This is a genomic window from Corynebacterium tuscaniense, from assembly GCF_008693065.1.
GTDB classification, from domain to species: domain Bacteria; phylum Actinomycetota; class Actinomycetes; order Mycobacteriales; family Mycobacteriaceae; genus Corynebacterium; species Corynebacterium tuscaniense.
In genome coordinates, this window is sequence record NZ_VXKH01000124.1 from 1 (window position 1) to 1,471 (window position 1,471).

Below are 1,471 nucleotides of genomic sequence, written 5' to 3' on the forward strand. Positions count from 1 at the left end.
TCGCCGCACTGCTGGACACTGTGCCCGCACCTGCGCGGGCTGCCCCATCATCAGCCACGCTCGCCCCCATCGCCCCCGCGGCGAGGACGCCTCCGCGGTCATCTTCCAGTTCAGATGCGTAAGCGGAGGGTTCGTCGGCGTAGCCGTCTTGGTCGTAATCGTCGTAGTCCTCGTACCCCTCGATGTCTTCGAAGTCGACGTCATCCGTCTGACTGTGGCGCCCAAACCTGGCTGCGCCAGCTGCTCTGGTCACGGGTTCGTCGTGAACGTCCTCGAAAGGCTCGCCGAAGGAACCGCCCATCGGCTTCCTTCGGCGAGCTTTCTGGCTTTTCACGGCCTTTTCTACTGACGGATAAGCTTCCGTCCCGATAATGACGTTCTCCTCATACAGATCGCGGGCTCGACCAGAGCCCTTGCCCCGGCCACTATTGCGGTCGTTGCCGGAGTTACCTCGGTTGCCCCTACCAGGATTCGTATAAGTCACAGACGAAACTCTAATGTGGCTCGGTCTACACGCACCGAGCGACGCGCGGTTCGGCCAATTTTCCCGCTGATCAGGTCGAGGACCTGTCAAGACATCTCGCCCCCGGATCGAACGCGCCCTAGTGAAATATCGCGCCACACACCTACCCCAGGGCCCGCTGGTCACGTATGCGTTGGAGGCGACGGACGAGTTGGGGGCGGGCGGCGAGGGCTAAGGGGTCGTCGATAAGCGAATTGAGCTTTTGGTAGTACCTGAAGGGCGACATGCCGAGCTCAACGCGGATAGCTTCCTCGCGGGCGCCGAGGCTGCGGGGGGCGCGGGCGGCAAAGTCGAGGATGGTCAGGTCGGAGGGCTCCACGCTCCCACCTTATACTGGCCCCATGATCCGACCCATTGTGATTTACGGCGACCCGGTTTTGCACACCCCCACAGAGCCGGTAACGGAACCGATTGAGCAGCTCAAGCAGCTCATTGAGGATATGCACGAGACGATGGACGCCGCACACGGAGTGGGTCTGGCGGCTAATCAGATCGGAGTGAACAAGCGCCTGTTTGTGTATCACTGCCCGGATGGGGACATGATGCGGCGGGGCACGGTGATTAATCCGGTTCTGGAAACCAGTGAGATCCCGAAGACGATGCCCAGCGACGACGATGAGGAGGGCTGCCTGTCCGTTCCTGGCGAGTCCTTCCCCACGGCCCGCGCGGAGTGGGCGAAGGTCACGGGCCTGGACGAGAACGGCAACGAAGTCTCGGTAGAGGGCACGGGCTTTTTCGCGCGCTGCCTGCAGCATGAGGTCGGCCACCTGGACGGGTTTGTGTACCTTGACGTACTCACTGGCCGGTACAAGCGCGAAGCGAAGCGCGCGGTGAAGCGCAATGGCTGGGACCACGCGGGCAACACGTGGCTTCCCGGCACGGACCCCGACCCGTTCGGGCATTAGCGGTGGCGTTTCGTCAGGGCCCGGCACGCCCGGGTGATCGGGG

The 1,471-nt window shown here is 63.0% G+C and carries 3 protein-coding genes; 1 reads left to right on the top strand and 2 read right to left on the bottom strand.

Annotated elements, in window-relative coordinates; genetic code table 11:
* The coding region (locus tag F4V54_RS10775; RefSeq protein ID WP_211359491.1) for a hypothetical protein at positions 1-484 on the bottom strand (484 nt) is incomplete at its 3' end.
* A 142-nt stretch (positions 485-626) separates the two neighbouring features.
* Positions 627-842: a DUF3263 domain-containing protein gene (locus F4V54_RS10780; protein WP_034662110.1), complete on the bottom strand. Its 216-nt coding sequence runs from the start codon at positions 840-842 to the stop codon at positions 627-629.
* A gap of 22 nt (positions 843-864) precedes the next feature.
* Between F4V54_RS10780 and F4V54_RS10785 the strand changes: the two genes are divergently transcribed.
* On the top strand, positions 865-1,428 hold the full coding sequence (locus F4V54_RS10785) for a peptide deformylase (protein WP_150387137.1): 564 nt from the start codon (positions 865-867) through the stop codon (positions 1,426-1,428).
* Positions 1,429-1,471: the final 43 nt, after the last annotated feature.